The sequence below is a fragment of the Jilunia laotingensis genome (genome assembly GCF_014385165.1).
Taxonomy (GTDB): Bacteria; Bacteroidota; Bacteroidia; order Bacteroidales; family Bacteroidaceae; genus Bacteroides; species Bacteroides laotingensis.
The window spans coordinates 2,341,635-2,360,353 of sequence record NZ_JACRTF010000001.1 but is presented as its reverse complement, the minus strand read 5'-3'; the positions used below and the strand labels follow the sequence as shown (position 1 = coordinate 2,360,353).

The 18,719-nt window shown below is 43.3% G+C and carries 20 protein-coding genes; 8 read left to right on the top strand and 12 right to left on the bottom strand.

Annotated elements, in window-relative coordinates; all coding sequences use genetic code 11:
• The first annotated feature begins 54 nt into the window (after nucleotides 1–54).
• Entirely contained in the window at nucleotides 55–1,416 is a 1,362-nt protein-coding gene (locus tag H8744_RS09005; RefSeq protein ID WP_262434517.1) for a dipeptidase, read from the top strand.
• 579 nt (nucleotides 1,417–1,995) lie between these two features.
• Here the strand turns inward: H8744_RS09005 and H8744_RS09000 are convergent.
• The 3 genes from H8744_RS09000 to mtaB are packed head-to-tail and all read right to left on the bottom strand — an operon-like array spanning nucleotide 1,996 to nucleotide 4,877.
• Entirely contained in the window at nucleotides 1,996–2,520 is a 525-nt protein-coding gene (locus H8744_RS09000) for a methylglyoxal synthase (protein WP_305067360.1), read from the bottom strand.
• A gap of 5 nt (nucleotides 2,521–2,525) precedes the next feature.
• Nucleotides 2,526–3,557, bottom strand: coding sequence for a glycosyltransferase family 2 protein (locus H8744_RS08995; RefSeq protein ID WP_262434515.1), 1,032 nt, complete (start codon nucleotides 3,555–3,557; stop codon nucleotides 2,526–2,528).
• A 3-nt stretch (nucleotides 3,558–3,560) separates the two neighbouring features.
• A complete protein-coding gene (gene mtaB, locus H8744_RS08990; RefSeq protein WP_262434514.1) occupies nucleotides 3,561–4,877 on the bottom strand; it encodes a tRNA (N(6)-L-threonylcarbamoyladenosine(37)-C(2))-methylthiotransferase MtaB in 1,317 nt (438 codons plus the stop codon).
• A 172-nt stretch (nucleotides 4,878–5,049) separates the two neighbouring features.
• Here mtaB and H8744_RS08985 point away from each other — a divergent pair, with 172 nt between their 5' ends.
• Both H8744_RS08985 and H8744_RS08980 read left to right on the top strand, forming a co-directional pair.
• Nucleotides 5,050–6,723, top strand: a complete 1,674-nt coding sequence (locus H8744_RS08985; RefSeq protein ID WP_262434513.1) for a long-chain fatty acid--CoA ligase — start codon at nucleotides 5,050–5,052, stop codon at nucleotides 6,721–6,723.
• A gap of 159 nt (nucleotides 6,724–6,882) precedes the next feature.
• Nucleotides 6,883–7,104 carry a hypothetical protein gene (locus tag H8744_RS08980; RefSeq protein WP_305067359.1) on the top strand — a complete coding sequence of 74 codons (222 nt, stop codon included), beginning with the start codon at nucleotides 6,883–6,885 and terminating at the stop codon, nucleotides 7,102–7,104.
• A gap of 144 nt (nucleotides 7,105–7,248) precedes the next feature.
• On the opposite strand, the gene H8744_RS08975 is transcribed toward H8744_RS08980, so the two are convergent.
• The 4 genes from H8744_RS08975 to rpsF form a co-directional block, all read right to left on the bottom strand.
• Nucleotides 7,249–7,392 (bottom strand): hypothetical protein, encoded by a 144-nt coding sequence (locus tag H8744_RS08975; protein WP_262434511.1) that lies wholly within the window; start codon nucleotides 7,390–7,392, stop codon nucleotides 7,249–7,251.
• Nucleotides 7,393–7,462: 70 nt separating this feature from the next.
• Nucleotides 7,463–7,906, bottom strand: coding sequence for a 50S ribosomal protein L9 (gene rplI, locus H8744_RS08970; RefSeq protein ID WP_262434510.1), 444 nt, complete (start codon nucleotides 7,904–7,906; stop codon nucleotides 7,463–7,465).
• A 14-nt stretch (nucleotides 7,907–7,920) separates the two neighbouring features.
• Nucleotides 7,921–8,193, bottom strand: a complete 273-nt coding sequence (gene rpsR, locus H8744_RS08965; RefSeq protein WP_004307964.1) for a 30S ribosomal protein S18 — start codon at nucleotides 8,191–8,193, stop codon at nucleotides 7,921–7,923.
• A 2-nt stretch (nucleotides 8,194–8,195) separates the two neighbouring features.
• Nucleotides 8,196–8,540 (bottom strand): 30S ribosomal protein S6, encoded by a 345-nt coding sequence (gene rpsF / locus H8744_RS08960; protein WP_262434509.1) that lies wholly within the window; start codon nucleotides 8,538–8,540, stop codon nucleotides 8,196–8,198.
• Between the two features lie 163 nt (nucleotides 8,541–8,703).
• On the opposite strand from rpsF, the gene H8744_RS08955 reads away from it, so the two are divergent.
• A complete protein-coding gene (locus H8744_RS08955) occupies nucleotides 8,704–9,150 on the top strand; it encodes a MarR family winged helix-turn-helix transcriptional regulator (protein ID WP_262434508.1) in 447 nt (148 codons plus the stop codon).
• 120 nt (nucleotides 9,151–9,270) lie between these two features.
• Nucleotides 9,271–9,447, top strand: coding sequence for a hypothetical protein (locus H8744_RS08950; protein ID WP_262434507.1), 177 nt, complete (start codon nucleotides 9,271–9,273; stop codon nucleotides 9,445–9,447).
• A gap of 72 nt (nucleotides 9,448–9,519) precedes the next feature.
• Here the strand turns inward: H8744_RS08950 and rprY are convergent, their stop codons facing one another.
• The 5 genes from rprY to H8744_RS08925 form a co-directional block, all read right to left on the bottom strand.
• A complete protein-coding gene (gene rprY / locus H8744_RS08945) occupies nucleotides 9,520–10,221 on the bottom strand; it encodes a response regulator transcription factor RprY (RefSeq protein ID WP_262434506.1) in 702 nt (233 codons plus the stop codon).
• A 4-nt stretch (nucleotides 10,222–10,225) separates the two neighbouring features.
• Nucleotides 10,226–11,779, bottom strand: a complete 1,554-nt coding sequence (locus H8744_RS08940) for a sensor histidine kinase (RefSeq protein WP_262434505.1) — start codon at nucleotides 11,777–11,779, stop codon at nucleotides 10,226–10,228.
• Nucleotides 11,780–12,043: 264 nt separating this feature from the next.
• The gene (gene fusA2, locus H8744_RS08935) at nucleotides 12,044–14,200 is read right to left on the bottom strand and encodes an elongation factor G2 (RefSeq protein WP_262434504.1); all 2,157 of its coding nucleotides are present in this window, start codon (nucleotides 14,198–14,200) and stop codon (nucleotides 12,044–12,046) included.
• A 1,010-nt stretch (nucleotides 14,201–15,210) separates the two neighbouring features.
• Nucleotides 15,211–15,459 carry a hypothetical protein gene (locus H8744_RS08930; protein WP_262434503.1) on the bottom strand — a complete coding sequence of 83 codons (249 nt, stop codon included), beginning with the start codon at nucleotides 15,457–15,459 and terminating at the stop codon, nucleotides 15,211–15,213.
• Nucleotides 15,460–15,547: 88 nt separating this feature from the next.
• A complete protein-coding gene (locus H8744_RS08925) occupies nucleotides 15,548–15,964 on the bottom strand; it encodes a hypothetical protein (protein WP_262434502.1) in 417 nt (138 codons plus the stop codon).
• A gap of 471 nt (nucleotides 15,965–16,435) precedes the next feature.
• On the opposite strand from H8744_RS08925, the gene hemW reads away from it, so the two are divergent.
• From hemW to H8744_RS08910, 3 genes are all read left to right on the top strand, one after another.
• The gene (gene hemW, locus H8744_RS08920; protein WP_262434501.1) at nucleotides 16,436–17,584 is read left to right on the top strand and encodes a radical SAM family heme chaperone HemW; all 1,149 of its coding nucleotides are present in this window, start codon (nucleotides 16,436–16,438) and stop codon (nucleotides 17,582–17,584) included.
• A 62-nt stretch (nucleotides 17,585–17,646) separates the two neighbouring features.
• A complete protein-coding gene (locus H8744_RS08915; protein WP_262434500.1) occupies nucleotides 17,647–18,201 on the top strand; it encodes an RNA polymerase sigma-70 factor in 555 nt (184 codons plus the stop codon).
• A gap of 88 nt (nucleotides 18,202–18,289) precedes the next feature.
• Nucleotides 18,290–18,709 carry a hypothetical protein gene (locus tag H8744_RS08910; RefSeq protein ID WP_262434499.1) on the top strand — a complete coding sequence of 140 codons (420 nt, stop codon included), beginning with the start codon at nucleotides 18,290–18,292 and terminating at the stop codon, nucleotides 18,707–18,709.
• The last annotated feature ends 10 nt before the right edge of the window (nucleotides 18,710–18,719 follow it).

The following is an 18,719-nucleotide window of genomic DNA, read 5'->3' as shown; positions in this document are numbered from 1 at the left end:
CCGGGCATCCAATCTTGGCCATGCCCCATGCATCCTGCCTTCGACCTTAAAATTATGATAAAAGAATACATTGCAGAAAATGAGGGAAAGATGATGGAAGATTTATTCAGCCTCATCCGAATTCCGAGTATCAGCGCTTTGCCGGAACATCACGATGACATGCTGGCTTGCGCACAACGTTGGGCTCAGCTGCTGCTGGAAGCAGGAGCAGATGAAGCCATAGTAATGCCTTCGCAAGGAAATCCGATCGTATTCGGGCAGAAGACAGTCGACCCGAAAGCAAAAACCGTACTGGTGTATGCCCATTACGATGTAATGCCTGCCGAGCCTTTGGAACTCTGGAAAAGCCAACCTTTCGAACCGGAAATACGTGACAGACATATTTGGGCAAGGGGTGCGGATGATGACAAGGGGCAATCTTTCATTCAGGTAAAAGCATTCGAATATCTGGTGAAAAACGGTCTGTTGAAGAATAATGTGAAGTTCATCTTCGAAGGCGAAGAGGAGATCGGATCGCCAAGCCTGGAAGCATTTTGCAAAGAACACAAAGAGCTTCTTAAAGCGGATGTGATACTGGTATCCGACACCAGCATGTTGGGAGCCGAGCTGCCTTCGCTCACTACCGGATTGCGAGGACTGGCTTATTGGGAGATAGAAGTAACCGGGCCGAACCGCGACCTGCATTCCGGTCATTTCGGTGGAGCGGTTGCCAACCCGATCAATACACTGTGCGGGATGATCAGCCGGGTGATAGATGCAGACGGCCGTATCACCGTCCCGGGATTTTATGACGACGTTGAAGAAGTATCACCGACGGAACGTGACATGATTGCGCATATTCCTTTCGATGAAGAAAAATATAAAGCAGCTATCGGTGTAAAGGAACTTTCCGGTGAAAAAGGCTATAGCACGCTCGAACGGAACAGTTGCCGTCCGTCATTCGATGTTTGCGGCATTTGGGGTGGATATACCGGAGAAGGCTCAAAAACCGTGTTGCCGTCAAAGGCATTTGCCAAAGTTTCATGCCGGTTGGTTCCCCATCAGGATCATCAAAAGATTTCCAAGCTATTTGCCGACTATATACGCGCAACCGCACCCCGAAGTGTGGAAGTGAAGGTAACTCCTATGCATGGTGGCGAAGGATATGTTTGCCCCATCACATTACCGGCCTATAAAGCCGCTGAGAAAGGGTTTGAAATTGCTTTCGGCAAAAAGCCGCTGGCTGTACGTCGCGGAGGTAGCATTCCTATCATTTCCACTTTCGAACAGGTGTTAGGCATTAAAACCGTTTTGATGGGATTCGGATTGGAATCGGATGCCATCCATTCACCTAACGAAAACTTCTCACTAGATATATTCCGAAAAGGAATAGAAGCGGTAGTGGAGTTTTACAAGGAATACGGAAAGGAGAATTAAGAAGGAAGAATTATTTTTATTGGCACTATCCATAAGTATATATCCTTGAAAAAGTTCATGATAGTAGCAATGGATAGTGCCTATAAGAAATATAGGAAAGCAATATTAATACTTGTTCTCCTCCCTTTTTTCCCTCTTAATGCTTTCTCTTCATCGGTGACCAACGCTTCCTTCATCGGTGACCAACAGCATCTTCATCGGTGACCAACGCCCCCTTCATCGGTGACCAACAGCACCTTCATCGGTGAGGAGTATTAAATGAGTTATTAGGAAGAATGGATGTTAAAATAATGATACAGAAGGAAGCCATATCAAAAGTAAAAGTCACTATAGAAATTTAGACATTCCAGACTCAATATCCACTAATTGATATGTTTTTCTAATTTAGGATATTCAATGAACACTTCTGTTCAAATACACAAAGAAGGCAATTAATTCGTAATGAACTAATTGCCTTATATTTCAAATTCTACGGAGTTCTCTTAACTTGCTAAATCCATTTCAATCCGTATGATCCAATTCAAAAAAGGATATAACATGACTTCTTCGTAGATTCCTCTACCACATCTTCATGGCAAATTATTTTCTTTTCTTCCTTCTTCTATTTACTGATTCTACGGCTTCAGTCACCACCGCCTTATCCTTGAACCGATTGGTATAATTGGAATAATCGGGGTGAATCCGTTCATAGTCGGGATCAACAAACAACGGGCTGGATATGATGTGATCGGCAGTCGAACGGTTGCAACAGAATACGATATTCTCCACACTTGCCAAGCGGGTCAGTGCTTTTACGTCCGTGTCATGCGGCTGCAAAGTCATCGGATCGGTAAAGAAAAACAGATAGTCGATCTCTCCGTCTACAATACGCGAACCCATCTGCTGATCTCCTCCCAACGGACCGGATTTCAAAATGGTAAAATCCCATTCCACATCAGGATGTTTTTCTTTCAATGCTTCAAGTATCAGCGTGCCCGTAGTACCCGTGCAATAAAACTTATGCCCCATCAATAGTTCGGAATTCCAAAGCACCCATTCGATCAGGTCTTTCTTCATGGCATCATGTGCCACCAGTCCGATTTTTCTTACTAACTTTTTATCCATTTGCATTATCCTTTAAAGTCAGACAATTGCGAGAAGCGTTTTTGCCCCTTCACGTAAAACTGCCACAAGATACTGCTTTTTATCCGTTCGGGAATCACATCTGCCCTGTTTTTTTGCAGATTCTCTTCCCTGGCTTTCTGAAAATAAGTCCGAATTCGTTTGTACTCGCTACGAGCATGAACCACAGCCTTCGCATTGCCAAACTGCCCTTTAAGCAGAAATTGGAATGCAGCCAGATAATCAAGAAACACACGTACACGCATCACCGAGGTGAATTCTTCATCGGGAAGATTCTTATAAAGCATTACAAGATTATTACGAAAGTTCAGAAACGTCTTTCTCGGACTCTCTTTTTTCAACGTAGCCGCACCAACGTGATACACCGTGCTTTGGGGGATGCAGACAATACCCCGGCCCCTTGAGCGAAGCCGCCAGCAAAGGTCGATCTCCTCCATGTGTGCGAAAAAACGCCCATCCAAGCCACCCGCATCAATATAATCCGCCAGACGGATAAACAGTGCAGCACCGGTTGCCCAAAACACCGGAGCTATGACATCATATTGGCCACGGTCTTCTTCCACCGACCCCATCACGCGCCCCCGACAGAAAGGATAGCCATAATAATCCATATAACCACCTGCCGCACCCGCGTATTCAAACTTCGTCCGGTCTCTCCAGCTAAGAATTTTCGGTTGGCAGGCAGCCACACCGGGATGCGCATCCATGTAATCGGCAAGCGGCTCCAACCAATGTTCCGTAACTTCCACATCCGAATTAAGCAAGACCACATATTCGGCCTCCACTTCTTTCAAAGCAAGATTATAACCATCGGCAAAACCATTATTCTGTTCCAGCAGAATGAGACGAACCATCGGAAATTCCTCCCGAAGCATCGACACAGAAGAATCCGTAGAGCCATTATCAGCCACGCAAACTTCTACATCGTCCCCAGCGGAATAACGAACCACCGAAGGAAGGAAGGAACGGAGCATCTCACACCCGTTCCAGTTTAATATGACAACCGATATCTTTTTCATATCTTATAAGATAGTAGCTCTCAATGCCATCTCTTCCTCATGGAATTCATCCAGACGCACATTGACGAGCCGGTTATCGAGCGAAGGATCGTTGTCAACTTCCACCCGGATATAATTAGGAGTAAAGCCATGCATCAGCGCACCCGATTTCGCCTTCTCCATCAATACCGGCATCTCTTGCCCGATATGCCGCAGATAGAAAGCCTTTGTCTTTTCGTCCGAGAGAGAAAGAAGCTTCTGGCTTCGCTGGTGCTTCTCTTCGGGAGTCACCACATGCTCTATCTTCAAAGCTTGCGTGCCGGGACGTTCGGAATAACTGAATACGTGGAGCTGGGTAACATCCAAACCGGAAATAAACTCATAAGCCTTTTCAAAAAACTCCTCCGTCTCGCCACGTGTACCCACAATCACATCCACACCAATAAATGCATCCGGCATCACCTCCTTAATCTTCGCCACTTTCGAAGCAAACAGTGCCGTATCATACCGACGACGCATTAACCGCAACACCTCGTCACATCCGGACTGCAAAGGTATGTGAAAATGAGGCATAAAGCGATGTGAACGGGCTACAAACTCTATAATCTCATCCGTCAATAGATTCGGCTCAATCGAAGAGATGCGATAACGCTCGATCCCTTCTACCTCGTCAAGAGCCTTCACCAGATCGAAAAAAGTTTCTCCGGTCGTCTTACCGAAGTCACCTATGTTTACGCCCGTAAGCACAATTTCTTTTCCCCCTTCCGCAGCCGCCTGATACGCCTGCTCCACCATCGAAGCTACCGTCCCGTTACGGCTGCGCCCACGGGCAAAAGGAATGGTACAATACGAACAAAAGTAATCGCAACCATCCTGCACCTTCAAGAAAAAGCGGGTGCGATCCCCCCGGGAACATGACGGAGCAAACGAACGAATATCTTTAGTAGCCGTTGTAAAAGCCTCTCCCGATTCGTGCTTCTTCAAGTCACCCAGATATTGAAGCAAATCTTTCTTTTGTTCCGCTCCTAAAACAACATCCACTCCCTCAATCTTTGCCACATCACCGGGTTTTAACTGAGCATAACATCCCGTCACCACAACGAAAGCTCCCGGATGCTGTTTCACCAGCCGGTGGATAGCCTGGCGGCATTTCTTGTCCGCCATTTCCGTTACCGAACAGGTATTCACAACGCAGATATCGGCATGTTCACCCTTACGTGCTGTCCGTACACCTGCCTCGCGCAATATTTTGCCAATAGTCGACGTCTCTGAAAAATTCAATTTGCAGCCTAAAGTATAGTAAACGGCTGTCTTATCCTGAAAAACAGTGGTATCTATCATAATTCATACAAGCGTATATTCGGTGCAAAGTTACACATTAATATTAAAAGGGGAAGAAACAGAAGGAGTTAAAAGGAGTTAGAGTCCTCCCTTTACCCGCCAAATATCCTTTAAAGGCTTTCTATTCTGAAAGTTTATTACTACTTTTGCACAATTGACTAAAAAACGTGCAATGATAAAAGAGAACTTTATTAAGCTATACGAGAATAGCTTTCGCGAAAACTGGGATTTGCCTTGTTACACCGATTACGGTGAAGATGTCAGCTACACTTACGGACAAGTGGCCGAAGAGATCGCACGCCTGCATCTGTTGTTCAAACATTGCAGCCTGAGACGAGGCGACAAAATAGCTGTCATCGGCAAGAACAATGCACGTTGGTGCATCGCCTATATGGCTACCATCACTTATGGAGCCATCATTGTACCTATCCTGCAAGATTTCAACCCGAATGATGTCCACCACATCGTCAACCATTCCGAATCCGTTTTCCTTTTTACAAGTGATAATATTTGGGACAACCTGGAAGAAGAGAAACTGGGCGATCTGCGCGGTGTGTTCTCTTTGACCGATTTCCGCTGCCTACACCAACGGGACGGAGAAACCATCCAGCGTTTTATCAAACATCTTGATGACGAAATGCACCGTGCCTACCCCAAAGGCTTCCAACTTGAAGATATTCAATATACCACCCTTTCGAACGATAAAGTAATGTTGCTGAATTATACATCCGGCACGACAGGTTTCAGCAAAGGGGTTATGTTAACAGGGAATAATCTGGCAGGCAACGTTACCTTCGGCATACGCACCGAACTGCTAAAACGAGGAGACAAAGTACTCTCTTTCCTCCCGTTAGCCCATGCCTATGGTTGTGCATTCGATTTTCTTACGGCTACAGCTGTCGGAACGCACGTCACACTGCTCGGTAAAACGCCTTCGCCAAAAATCATCATGAAAGCCTTTGAGGAAGTCAAACCGAACTTGATTATCACCGTCCCACTGGTTATTGAAAAAATTTATAAAAACACCATCCAACCTCTTATCAACAAGAAGGGAATGAAATGGGCGTTGAGCATCCCTCTGCTCGACAATCAGATTTATGGTCAGATCCGTAAAAAACTAATCGATGCGCTGGGTGGCCGTTTCAAAGAAATCATCATCGGTGGAGCAGCTATGAACCCGGAAGTGGAAGAGTTCTTCCACAAAATAAAATTCCCATTCACCATCGGATATGGAATGACGGAATGCGGACCACTTATCAGCTATGCCCCTTGGAACGAGTTTGTTCCTACATCCTCCGGTAAGATACTCGATATCATGGAAGCGCGTATTTATAAAGAAAACCCGGATGCCGAAACCGGAGAAATCCAAGTACGAGGCGAAAATGTAATGGTGGGATACTACAAGAACCCCGAAGCGACCAGGGAAGTATTTACGGAAGACGGCTGGTTGCGTACGGGCGACCTTGGAACGATGGACTCTAATGGAAATATATTCATCCGAGGCCGCCTCAAAACAATGATATTAAGTTCCAGCGGCCAGAACATTTTTCCGGAAGAGATAGAAGCCAAACTTAATAATATGCCCTTTATTCTTGAAAGTCTGATAATTGAAAGAAACAAGAAGTTGGTCGCTTTAGTATATGCCGATTATGAAGCGCTCGATTCACTTGGCCTCAACCAACCGGAAAATCTGAAGACTATCATGGATGAGAATTTGAAGAACCTCAACGCAAGTGTGGCCATGTACGAAAAGGTCAGCCAAATCCAACTTTATCCGACAGAATTCGAGAAGACACCCAAGAGGAGTATCAAGCGCTATTTATACAACAGTATCGCAGAAGATTAGACATGTTTTAAAACATGTTGCGAGACAAATAGAAAGCTATGCTACAAAATTATTATAAAAAAAGTTGGCTTATCGAGAACAACCTATTCTAAAAGTGCATATCTTTGCAGCGTTTTAATAAGCAATTGATTGTATTACAGATTTAAAAAAGCAAAGAAAATGAAAAAATTAGTTTTGTTCGCAGCTATCGTAGCAGCAGTATCATTCGCATCATGTGGTAACAAAGCAGCTGACGCAGCTAAAGCTGAAGCAGATTCTATCCGTATCGCTGATTCAATCGCAGCTGTAGAAGCAGCAGCAGCCGAAGAGGCAGCAGCCGCAGCAGCAGATACTGTAGTTGTTGACAGCGTAGCAGTAACAGAGACTGTAGTAGCTGAATAATTTACTACAAATTAGAGAGAATTGAAAGTCTGGCGTGTAAGACACGAACAGACTTTTTTTGTGTCCTTAAGTGACTATTGCCAATCACAATATTACAAATGGCTTCCAAGCAAATAGATGTGAAAGCAGATATACCCAAAAAACTTATAAATTAAACATCGCCCACGCCACAAGCAATTGCAGCGTGGGCGATAGATCATCCAGTTCTGTTTCAACACGCTCGACATGAACACCTTCTCCTTCCGGTCCACATAGATAATAGCAGTCTTTGGCTTCATAGCATGGCATCCTCTGTTAAAAAAGAAAAAGGCGATCGCCTTTCAGCAATCGCCCCTATATTCTATCAAAATAGCCGTTATTATTCAGCAACTACTTCAAAAGGAATTTCTACAGAAACTTCCTTATGCAGCTTAACAGTAGCTTTATATTTACCAACTTCTTTTACAGCGTCTTTTACAACGATGATCTTTCTGTCGATCTCATGGCCCAATTTAGCCAATTCTTCAGCAATCTGAATATTACTTACAGAACCGAAAATTGTACCTGTAGAGCTAACTTTTGTTGCGATTGTCAATGAAACGCCTTCCAACTTAGCAGCCATTTCCTCAGCATCTTTCTTGATCTTCTCAAGCTTGTGCGCACGCTGTTTAAGTTCTTCAGCCAGCATTTTCTTTGCAGAAGGAGAAGCGATGACAGCTTTTCCTGTAGGGATCAAAAAGTTACGACCATAACCAGACTTAACAGTTACGATATCATTCTTATAACCCAAGTTTACTACGTCTTCTTTCAATATAATTTCCATACTTTTCCTCCTCCTTATTTCATCATGTCAGTTACATAAGGCAACAATGCCAAGTGACGCGCTCTCTTTACAGCCTGCGCAATACGACGCTGGAACTTCAAAGAAGTACCGGTGATACGGCGCGGAAGGATTTTACCCTGTTCATTCAGGAATTTCTTCAGGAATTCAGGATCTTTGTAGTCAATATACTTAATACCACTCTTTTTGAAACGGCAGTATTTCTTCTTCTTAACGTCTACTGAAGGCGGAGTCAAATATCTGATTTCTGATTGAACTTGTTGTGCCATGATTAATCCTCCTTTTTGCTTGATTTAACACTTCTTCTTTTTGCAGCATATTCTGCAGCGTACTTATCCATTTTGAAAGTCAAGAAACGGATAACACGTTCGTCACGACGGAAATTAACTTCCAACTTGTCAATTACAGTAGGATCTGCATTGAACTCGATCAATTGATAAAATCCTGTGGACTTCTTCTGGATAGGATAAGCCAACTTTTTCAGTCCCCAGTTTTCTTCATTGATAATCTCAGCACCTTCAGCCTGAAGGATACCTTTGAATTTTTCTACCGCTTCCTTCATCTGAGCATCAGATAAAACGGGAGTTAAAATGAAAACGGTTTCGTATTGATTCATACTTCGTTTTAATTAAATAAATAAATTATTTGATTTTAAATTGCGGGTGCAAAGGTAGGTATTTTATTTTGAACTACAAACATTTAATCTTTTTTTATATCCACAAGATAGGATTTGTCGAAGAAGCATCCTACCTTTGCAAAGTTGTTGAAACAATAATTTCATGATAGAACAATTTAACTTTGATATCCGGCTTATCTTTGCCATTTTAAATGGCAAAGTATCCGCGGCCATAAACCGAAAGCTGTACCGTAACTTCCGTCAAGGCGGTTTAGAGATCAGTCCCGAACAATGGACAGTACTGATTTTTCTTTGGGAACAAGATGGCGTGACCCAACAAGAGTTGTGTAATGCAACTTTTAAAGACAAGCCCAGCATGACCCGTTTGATAGACAACATGGAACGGCAACATCTGGTAGTACGCATCTCTGACAAAAAGGACCGTCGCACCAATCTCATACATTTGACCAAAACGGGCAAGGAACTGGAGGAACAAGCCCGCATTATTGCTAACCGTACACTGATGGAAGCCCTTCAGGGAATCAGTGTGGACGAACTCAGAGTCAGTCAGGAAGTATTGAGGAAAATCTTCTTCAATACAAAAGATTGAGTATTAGAAACGGACTATTTACGTTGAATAATAGTTTTTTTGCTTAAATAATTTCGCTCGTTAAAGAATTATGCTTTAATTTGTGCCTAAGAATAAAATAATCTATTAAAATACACACACATGAAAGGCTTATTAAAGAATTTAGGATTGGTATTAATCTTGGCCGGAGTAATTATCCTGATCGCTTGCTCTTTTACTGGCAATGTGAACAACAATGCCATTTTAGGAACATCTGCAATCTTGGTAGTAGTAGGGCTTATTTCTTACATTGTTATCAATAAAAGAATTGCCGATTAATATTAAAAGGAAATAAAAAAGCCCGGGAATGAATTTTTCCGGGCTTTTTTATTTCCTTATCCTCCATTATCACTATGATTCAACCTCGGGAGTGATCAGTTTGTATCCCTTTCCGTGGATGTTGATAATTTCAATAGAATCATCTTCTTTCAAATGCTTACGCAACTTGGTGATATACACATCCATGCTACGTGCATTGAAATAGTTGTCATCGATCCAGATGGTCTTCAGAGCAAAGTCGCGTTGCAGAATCTCGTTTGCATGGGCGCAAAGCAAGCCAAGCAGCTCGGATTCCTTCGTGGTAAGTTTGGTTTGTTTCCCGTCGATAGCGAGGATTTGCTTCTGGGTATCGAAAGTGAACTTACCAATCTTGTAGATGTTGCTCTCCTTATTCTTCTTCCCACGGACACGTCTCAGAATCGCTTCAATTCTGAAAGTCAGCTCTTCCATGCTGAATGGTTTGGTGATGTAATCATCCGCACCGATCTTAAAGCCTTCCAAGATGTCCTCTTTCAAAGTCTTCGCGGTCAGGAAAATAATAGGAATTTCAGAATTGACCGCACGAACGTCCTGAGCCAATGTAAAACCATCCTTCTTAGGCATCATTACGTCAAACACGCATAAGTCGTATTTGTTCTTCAGGAATGCCTTGTAACCGGCCTCTCCATCAGGATACAACTCTGCAGAATAACCTTTTGCCTGTAAATATTCTCTTAAAAGCATGCCAAGATTCTCATCATCCTCGCACAATAAAATACGCAGTTTCTCGTCCATATCATTAATTTTTTAATAAAGGTAATGCAATTATAAATTTAGTTCCCACATTCAATTCGCTCTCAGCCCGGATAGTCCCCTTATGATCCTGAATGATCTTCTTCACATAAGCCAATCCTAATCCGAAACCTTTTACATCGTGCAGATTACCTGTATGCACGCGGTAGAACTTATCGAATACCTTTTTAAGGTTCTCTTTCTTTATACCAATGCCGTTGTCTTGTATCGAAATCATCAGTTTACCCGGCTCATTCCAAGTCCTGACGTTCAGCAGCAAATCTTCTTCCGGCTTTTTATACTTCACCGCATTATCCATCAAATTGAAGATAACATTGGTGATGTGCATCTCGTCCGCAAATATAACAGGATCGGTGGCCTCAAGGTTCGATGTGATCTTACCATTATATCGTTCAACTTTCAAAGCGAACGTATTTATCACTCCTGTTATCAATTCATTAGCATCGATTTCCTTCATCTTGAGCGTCGCCTTCTGACGGTCGAACATTGACATCTGAAGTACTTTCTCCACTTGGAAGCGAAGCCGCTTCGTCTCGTCATTGATCACCCCCGATATGTGCTGAAACATCTGGGGAGATTTGCCCACCGCAGGGTCTTTCAGCATTTGCGCGGCAAGCGAGATGGTCGAGATCGGTGTCTTAAATTCATGGGTCATGTTGTTGATAAAATCGTTCTTCATCTCTGTCAGTTTTTTCTGACGGAATACGATATAAATTGTAAAGATGAAGGTTATCAACAGCACAAACGTAAATATCATCGACGGGATCATGAAGCTAACCGAGTCGAAAATATAATCTTTCTTTCCCGGAAAGTGAATCTTCACAATGCTCATCTTTGCCGGCGGATCGTTTTGGAAGAGGGGTTGAGTATAAGAATCGTCACTCCCTTTCTCCTCATAATCCGCGCAACGGTAGACTTCGCGCCCATCTTTGTCAATCACCGTAAAGTGATATGGCAACTCAACACCGTTGTTGAGAAGAGCCGACTTGAGATAATCGTCCAAATCTTTAAACCTCACCCGCTCTCCGATCGATTTATCGCTCGCACGGTACACCATCTGCAACGCTACTTCGTCCAGCAACACCCGCTGGTACATATATCGGTTCTTCACTGCGTCCAAAAGCGATTTCGAGGTTTCGGGGATCGTTTTTCCTCCGTGCCTTTTTGAAATCATCATCTTGGGCAACTCCGACGGCTTGCTGGTCATCACTTTCAACTCGAAGTCCGACATTATTTTTCCGTCCGGAGACTTCAGCGTGAATCGTTGTGTCTGCTGAATCAAGTCTTCACCCTGCATGGAAGAGGATGAAGCCGTCAGCGCTTTCCGTTCGGCCTCGGAAATATCTTCCCTCAGCCAACGGTCTGTTTCCGCAAATTCCACATCTTTTGACACTTGGTATAAACTGTTCCGTACCGATGTGTCAAATTGCTCTTTGCGCATCTTTACCATCGACTCTATATAGCTCACTTGTAAATAGAGCAAACAGAGGAAGGAAAGACCCATTACAATACCTAATATCCAGATTGTTGACTTTTTCATAGCAACAAAATTAACACTCCCTAATTAACATACCTAATTCATTAGCCTATTTTAACCGTACGTTCTCGTAAATTAACCGAAAGGCTGTATTTAGCTTATGTTCTGACCACTATAACAAAACAATATATCCTTTGGTTTGCAAATTTAATAAAAAATTAAATCTTCCTCTCACCTTTTTCTACTTTTCTTAATCATTGTTAAGCAGAAAGCCGCCTTCTTTTCTTGTCGAAAAGAAGGCGGCCCAGCATTATAAACGAATACAAACTACTCCTCCACCTGTTTGGCTTCGAAGTCTTTAATTAATTTATCCTGTACATCGGACGGGACAAGTTCATAACTTGAGAATTTCATGATGAACGAAGCGCGTCCTCCAGTCAATGAACTCAGTGCCGTGGAATAAGACGACATCTCTTTCAGAGGCACTTTGGCAACAAGTTTTTCAAATCCTTTCTCGCTGCTCATACCCATGATCATGGCACGGCGTCCCTGAAGGTCGCCCATCACATCGCCCATCTTATCGGAGGGGACAAACACTTCCACATCATAGATAGGCTCCAAAATCTTCGGACCGGCATTTTTAAATGCTTCGCTGAAAGCATTACGGCCTGCCAGCATGAAGGAGATTTCATTGGAATCTACCGGGTGCATCTTTCCGTCATAGACGATCACACGAACGTCACGTGCGTACGAGCCGGTCAACGGCCCCTGCTCCATACGTGCCATTACGCCTTTCAGGATTGCCGGCAGGAAACGGGCATCGATAGAGCCGCCCACGATACTGTTAACAAATACCAATTTTCCACCCCATTCCAACGGGATTTCTTCCGTTCCACGGGGGGTTATCTTGAATTCCTGTCCGTTAAACTTGTATGTTTCCGGTATAGGCATACCTTCTTTATAGGGTTCGACGATCAAGTGAACTTCACCGAACTGACCGGCACCACCGGATTGCTTCTTGTGGCGATAATCGGCACGGGAAGGCTTCGTGATCGTTTCGCGGTAAGGTATCTTCGGTTCTTCATATTTCACCTGAAGCTTTTCATTGTTTTCCAACCGCCATTTCAACGTACGCAGATGGAATTCTCCCTGCCCGTGTACGATGGTCTGCTTCAGTTCCTTCGATTGCTCCACTATCCATGTCGGATCCTCTTCGCGCATACGGTTCAGGATGCTCATCATCTTTTCCACATCGGCTTCGTTCACCGGTTTGATGGCACGTGAATATTTGGAGTTCGGGTATTTGATAAAGTTAAACTTATAGTCACAGTCCTTACCATCGAGCGTATTGCCCGTCTTCACGTCTTTCAACTTCACGGTGGCACCGATATCGCCTGCCATCAGTTCTTCCACTTTGATACGGTTGGCACCTGCCACTACATAAAGTTGCGCCATGCGCTCTTTCGATCCGCGGTCGGCATTGAGCAGGTCGTCTCCTTCGTGTACTTTACCACTCATTACTTTAAAGTAAGAGACTTCACCGATATGCGGTTCCACACTCGTCTTGAAGAAATAGAGCGAAGTCGGCCCGTTCGGGTCGGGAGCCACTTCTTTGCCTTCGGTGGTGGTCACTTTCGGCATTTCGGAAACAAACGGGACCACATTTCCCAGGAATTCCATCAGCCGGCGCACTCCCATGTCTTTACCTGCACATACGCAGAACACGGGGAACATGCCACGTGCGGCAAGTCCTTTACGGATGCCTTCACGCATTTCGTCTTCTGTCAGAGAATCCTGCTCAAAGAATTTTTCCATGAGTCCTTCGTCGTTTTCGGCAGCTGCTTCGACCAGTGCCTTGTGCCATTCCATGGCTTTATCCATTTCTTCGGCCGGGATGTCTTCAATGATAGGCGCGCCACCCTCAGGTTTCCATGAATACTTTTTCATCAATAGGACATCGATGAGCGAGTTAAAATTAGAACCGGTAGCAATAGGGTATTGGATGGGAACAACCTTGGAGCCGTAAGCTTCACGAAGTTGTTCGAGGATATTATCGTAGTCGCATTTATCATTATCAAGCTGGTTGACAAGGAAAATGACGGGTTTATTCAATTTTTCGGTATAACGGAAATGGTTCTGCGTGCCGACCTCGACGCCATATTGGCCATTAAGAAGAAGAATTGCAGTGTCGGTCACATTAAGCGCAGTAACTGTGCCTCCTACGAAGTCGTCCGATCCCGGGCAATCTATCATATTCAGCTTTTTATTGTTCCATTCAACGTGGAACACGGTGGAGAAAACGGAGTAGCCATACTCTTGTTCAACAGGGAAATAGTCACTTACAGTATTTTTTGCGGCGATTGTTCCGCGACGTTTTATAACACCACTCTCGAAAAGCATTGCTTCAACGAGGGTGGTTTTCCCAGAGCCAGAACTTCCCAACAGGGCGATGTTCTTAATTTCGTTAGTCTGATATACCTTCATAATATATAAGATTTTAATGAATTACTCAGTATGTTTCTCGCATACCATTTACTTTGTGAGGCGCAAATTAGGCATTAATAGGGGGAAATGCAAGAAAAGTACAGGTGTTACTAAACTATGTTATGCAACACATTATCGGGGAACAAACTCTATTTAAAGGAGATAATCAAAACGAACTAAAGCTACAGACTGAAAATAAACGTATCTACACGTTCCTTATCTCCCAAGAGAGCAGGTGGCTAACTTGCATTTTGCAGTTTTTTTGCGATGTTTTATCCTCTTGAATCTCCTCCATTCAAAAAGCGTTTGTCTTCAATACCTTTTTCAGTTGGTTGAATGTCAATAAATTTCAGCTTCATACATCTACATAACAGCATCAATCAAAAGATAACAAACCGTTGATAATCAATATATAAAATAGTCTTGTTTTACCTCGGTGAGGAACGGCCTCTTCCTCGGTGAGGAAGGTGGGCTTCATCGGTGATCAAGAGGGTGTTCCTCACCGAGGTGGAACGCCTTCAGTCCCGAGGCAAGACAAAGTAAATAATTTTCTCTTTATCTCATCATAGGAGAACAGCCGGGATATCTTATCAAATTACGCACAATCCTAGAGAAAATCATTTGGCCTCCAGGTTAGCCTTCAAATAGTCATATGCCTTCCTTGCCAATTTATATCCTAAATACATTCCAAATAACAGGAAAAATAAATAAGATAATAAAAAAGGAATCTCTTTGCTAATAAAGAAACGGTATACGACCATTAAAAGAAAGTACCCCCAAAAAAGTCGATCTACTATTATATTTGAATAATAATAAAACATGTATACTAACCTTTTATTTTTCATCTCTTTTCTTATCTACTATTCTGCAACTGATTAATATCAATAACAATATAAAGAAAACAATACCATAGTGCTTATCGATCAGCCCTAGATCTATGCAACTGTCAAAGAACATTTTCTTGACTGCAAAAATCAATGTTGCATATACTGCTATATTATTTACATATTTCATTTAAATAAATTGATTATATTTTGCCACCAGTTATTATCTTGTCGTGGTCCCTGAGGCTTTATTTCTGGTTGAACTGAAGTGTGTTGCGATTCTATTTCTTGAAGCTGTGTACCTTCAACGACAGACTCAACTACTGCCGCACCTGCCCCTGCCGTAGCTACCCCTATTGGAATGCCATAATTGGTAATCATACAATATTCTATATAATCGCCCAACAGCCAGATGATGTCCCCGGGGTCATTCACGCTGCCACCATCCTTGCCGGAAAACCTTCGATGTCGAAGAAAGCATAATAGTTAACTGTATATTAAGGTGAGAGAAATATCTGTTCAATCAATAATCTAACGGATCTTCTTTTTTCATCGCATCCCATGGTATACGATGACCGTTGCCTCCTGGTTGAAGAGGAGAAGACGGAACTTTAAACAGAAATTCGCTACACAACAATCTTATATATCCCTTAGGAGTGAAATCGAAATCAAATTGTATCCAATAAGAAGCATCATCTTTTTTTAAATAAGAGAAGCCGGTAATCGTAAGTTCCCCCAATTGATCACCTTCATGTTTAAAAGCAAAATCAATATCAGAACAATTGTTACATATAACATCAATCACCTCATCTTCATAACCTTCCAACCAAGAGACCTTGAATTCTATAACCGTGGCATGATGATTAAAAGAAATACCAACTAACGCACTTTCAAACAGGTTGACATTTTCAACATCTTCATTTTTGTATACCTTCATCATTTTATTTTTATTACTTCATTATCTTCTATACGTTTGACTTCCTCATACGTAGGCACATGAGTTTTGTTTCTATCTATACATTTTATGACTTTACCATCCGGTGAAAATTACTATCGCGACTATGATTGAGACGCAAGTCACAAATAAAGCTCGTAACATTTTCATAGTATCAGCATCATTATGTTGTTTTTACAAAGGAAGAAAGAATATACAATACTTGAGCCAAATTGGTGATGTTTGAAAACATAAACCTCCAAAATCCGCAAGAGGTAATAACATAAGCCAATCATACTTTCGCAAGACTACTTCGTAAACCTGAAAGGCCGGGTAATACAACAAAGCACAGAATCAAGCCTCCCCACAAACTAAAGAAACAAAACCATCACCGGCTTTCACATAAATAAACGGCAAGGATAGCTACTTTCTGAAATGAAACACCTACTTTTGTAATCCTAACAACATAATCAGACTATGGCAGGTATCTATTTCCATATTCCTTTCTGCAAAACCCGTTGCATCTATTGCGACTTCTACTCTACTACAAACGGTGAACTGAAAGAACGTTTCGCACATGCACTTTGCAAAGAACTGGAAATGCGCCGTGACTACCTGCAAGGCGAACCCGTCGGAACCATCTACTTCGGAGGAGGAACACCTTCACAACTAAACCTTACAGATTTCAAACGGATATTCGATACCATCGGGCACGCATTCGATATAGAGGACGCCTACGAAATCACGCTCGAAGCCAACCCCGACGACCTCACACCGGAATATGTACAGATGCTCGCCACGCTCCCTTTCAACCGCATCAGCATGGGAATCCAGACTTTCGATGACAGAATATTAAAACTGCTCAAACGACGGCACACCGCTGAACAAGCCATTGCCGCCTTTGAACGGTGCCGCCAAGCAGGATTCAAAAATATCAGCATCGACCTCATGTACGGACTTCCCGGTGAAACTGCCGAACAATGGGAGCAGGATCTGACGCAAGCCATCTCACTGAATCCGGAACATGTTTCGGCTTACCATCTGATTTATGAAGAAGGCACTCCCATCCATCGCATGTTGCAACAGCACCGCGTCAGCGAAGTCGACGAGGAGAGCAGTGTCGGCTTCTTCTCCCGCCTCATCGAGCGGTTGACGGCAGCCGGATATGAACATTATGAGATTTCCAATTTCTGCCGGCCAGGACTCCATTCACGTCACAACAGTTCTTATTGGACAGACATCCCTTACTTAGGTTGCGGGCCGTCAGCCCATTCTTACAACCATAAGGAACGCGAATGGAATGTATCTTCGCTGGACGAATACCTTCATGGGATCGAGTCCGGTGAACGTATCTTCGATTCGGAAGCATTGGATATCACGAAACGGTATAATGAACGGATCATCACCGGGTTACGCACTCGTTGGGGAATATCGCTGCCCAAACTGAAAGAAGATTTCGGAAAGGAATGGCAGGAATATTGTCTCGAAATGGCCTCTCCTTCCCTGAAGACAGGAAAGTTGGTCATAGAAGATGGTAGCTTACGGCTGGCCCGTGAAGGGATTTTCATCTCGGACAGCATAATGAGCGACTTGCTGAAAGTGGACACCGAGAATGAGCAGGGATAGGAACCGAGAACGAATGGCAAAATAAAAAACAACGAATAATAAATGACAAACACCCCGGACAGATGACCGAATCAGAAGTACGAAAACTACTCAGGCAGATGAAAGAATGGGATTCTGAAACTGCCTTCCGTAAATTCTACGACCTAACCTACGACCGGCTGTTCCGTATCGCCTACTATTACGTACACCGCGAAGAGTGGTCGCAGGAGATCGTCCTGGACGTGTTTCTGAAACTTTGGGAACAGCGCGCCACACTTCCCGAAATAAGAAGCATCGAAGATTATTGTTTCATCCTCGTCAAAAACGCCTCCCTCAACTATCAGGAGAAAGAGTTGAAGAGAGAAAGCTGCACCGACCGGGAACTTCCGGAGATTTCCGAAAACAGCCTTTCGCCCGAAGACGAGCTGATCAGCGAGGAACTGTTTGCCCGGTATGTCAAAGCACTTGACCGGCTACCGGAACGTTGCCGGGAAGTCTTTATCCTCATCCGCGAAGAAAAACAAAGTTATGCACAAGCAGCCGAAGCACTCGGGATCAGCATCAAGACGGTAGACGCACAATTGCAAAAAGCTACCGCCCGGCTGAAAGAAATGATCATGAGCATCGATCATAATTAACATTTATTTGCCAACTCCGCATAGGGAGTTCATCGAAAACATCTGTCTTCATCAGTGTATAATGTTTAATTAAAAACTGACTAAACACATGAAACGATTCTATTCTCCGGCAGCCGGTATATTACTGGCTGGCCTGCTGTTCATTGCCTGCGACAGCGAAAAGGATAAATATCCTAAAGATTACGTAGGCTTCAAGCATTCCACGGAAACACATGTCTACGACAAGAATGCAAGTGAAGAAACAATGACGGTAAAAATAATGGCCGTCAAAAAGAAGGATGAAGACAGAGAAATAAAATTGAGTATTAACAAGTCCCCCATATTGGAGGATGCCTTTAAACTGACAGAAACAAAAATGATCATAAAGGCCGGAAAAAAGGAAGCAAGCACTACGATCAAGATCTATCCTAGGAATGTAGTGAGCGGGATGTTTATCCGGTTGACCTGTACTCCGCAGTGGAAAGGAGGAGAAAAATCGCAGTTGGCCATCCAACTGACACCCAAATAAACTAAGAACA

Coding starts and splice junctions, on each gene's coding strand:
- H8744_RS09005 (WP_262434517.1), top strand. CDS start 55: ATGATAAAAGAATACATTGCAGAAAATGAGGGAAAGATGATGGAAGAT.
- H8744_RS09000 (WP_305067360.1), bottom strand. CDS start 2,520: ATGGATAAAAAGTTAGTAAGAAAAATCGGACTGGTGGCACATGATGCC.
- H8744_RS08995 (WP_262434515.1), bottom strand. CDS start 3,557: ATGAAAAAGATATCGGTTGTCATATTAAACTGGAACGGGTGTGAGATG.
- mtaB (WP_262434514.1), bottom strand. CDS start 4,877: ATGATAGATACCACTGTTTTTCAGGATAAGACAGCCGTTTACTATACT.
- H8744_RS08985 (WP_262434513.1), top strand. CDS start 5,050: ATGATAAAAGAGAACTTTATTAAGCTATACGAGAATAGCTTTCGCGAA.
- H8744_RS08980 (WP_305067359.1), top strand. CDS start 6,883: ATGAAAAAATTAGTTTTGTTCGCAGCTATCGTAGCAGCAGTATCATTC.
- H8744_RS08975 (WP_262434511.1), bottom strand. CDS start 7,392: ATGCCATGCTATGAAGCCAAAGACTGCTATTATCTATGTGGACCGGAA.
- rplI (WP_262434510.1), bottom strand. CDS start 7,906: ATGGAAATTATATTGAAAGAAGACGTAGTAAACTTGGGTTATAAGAAT.
- rpsR (WP_004307964.1), bottom strand. CDS start 8,193: ATGGCACAACAAGTTCAATCAGAAATCAGATATTTGACTCCGCCTTCA.
- rpsF (WP_262434509.1), bottom strand. CDS start 8,540: ATGAATCAATACGAAACCGTTTTCATTTTAACTCCCGTTTTATCTGAT.
- H8744_RS08955 (WP_262434508.1), top strand. CDS start 8,704: ATGATAGAACAATTTAACTTTGATATCCGGCTTATCTTTGCCATTTTA.
- H8744_RS08950 (WP_262434507.1), top strand. CDS start 9,271: ATGAAAGGCTTATTAAAGAATTTAGGATTGGTATTAATCTTGGCCGGA.
- rprY (WP_262434506.1), bottom strand. CDS start 10,221: ATGGACGAGAAACTGCGTATTTTATTGTGCGAGGATGATGAGAATCTT.
- H8744_RS08940 (WP_262434505.1), bottom strand. CDS start 11,779: ATGAAAAAGTCAACAATCTGGATATTAGGTATTGTAATGGGTCTTTCC.
- fusA2 (WP_262434504.1), bottom strand. CDS start 14,200: ATGAAGGTATATCAGACTAACGAAATTAAGAACATCGCCCTGTTGGGA.
- H8744_RS08925 (WP_262434502.1), bottom strand. CDS start 15,964: ATGATGAAGGTATACAAAAATGAAGATGTTGAAAATGTCAACCTGTTT.
- hemW (WP_262434501.1), top strand. CDS start 16,436: ATGGCAGGTATCTATTTCCATATTCCTTTCTGCAAAACCCGTTGCATC.
- H8744_RS08915 (WP_262434500.1), top strand. CDS start 17,647: ATGACCGAATCAGAAGTACGAAAACTACTCAGGCAGATGAAAGAATGG.
- H8744_RS08910 (WP_262434499.1), top strand. CDS start 18,290: ATGAAACGATTCTATTCTCCGGCAGCCGGTATATTACTGGCTGGCCTG.